This window comes from Autumnicola lenta (assembly GCF_031846515.1).
Lineage (GTDB): Bacteria > Bacteroidota > Bacteroidia > Flavobacteriales > Flavobacteriaceae > Autumnicola > Autumnicola lenta.
Window position 1 is genome coordinate 1 of sequence record NZ_JAVRHO010000077.1, and the last position, 591, is coordinate 591.

Sequence of the window (591 nt, forward strand, 5' to 3'; positions counted from 1 at the left end):
GAGGATATAATAGTAGAAGCTTTGTTGTACCGGTCATCGATTATATCCATGAGGGTTTCCCTGGCGTGGTTATCAAAACTCTGCAGACCAAAGTCATCCAGGATCAGTAAATCTGCTTTAAGCAGTTTTCCCAGTTCCTTAAGATAAGTACCATCCACTTTACTCAGTTTTAATTTTTTAAAAAGCCTCGCGGTATTGGTGTAAATGGTTTTGTATTCCATCATACACCCCTGATGTCCTAAAGCCTGGGCCAAATAACTTTTACCAACCCCGGAAGCCCCGGTAAGGATAATGTTTTCCTTTCTGGTGATAAAATCCAGGGTGCCTAAGCGGGTAAACATATTCTTGTCCAGGTTGCGGTTCTGGGTGTAGTTCACATCGGCTAGGTTGGCCTGTTGTTTAAAGTCTGCCTGTCTTAAGAGCCGCTCTATCTTCCGGTTCTGCCGGTCTTCCCATTGGTGATCGATCAGCAGTGCCAGGTACTCATCGGCAGTAATGTTCTCTATGCGGTTGTCCTTTATGTGTTGCAGGTGCAACTGGGCCATAGCCTCCAGGCGCATTTGTTTTAGTTTTTCAATAGTCTGATTGTTA

General features: G+C 44.5%; 1 protein-coding gene. It reads right to left on the reverse strand.

Annotated features, from left to right (window positions below; translation table 11 throughout):
- A partial coding sequence (locus tag RM545_RS17495) for an ATP-binding protein (RefSeq protein ID WP_311496574.1) occupies positions 1 to 591 on the reverse strand: 591 nt, incomplete at both ends.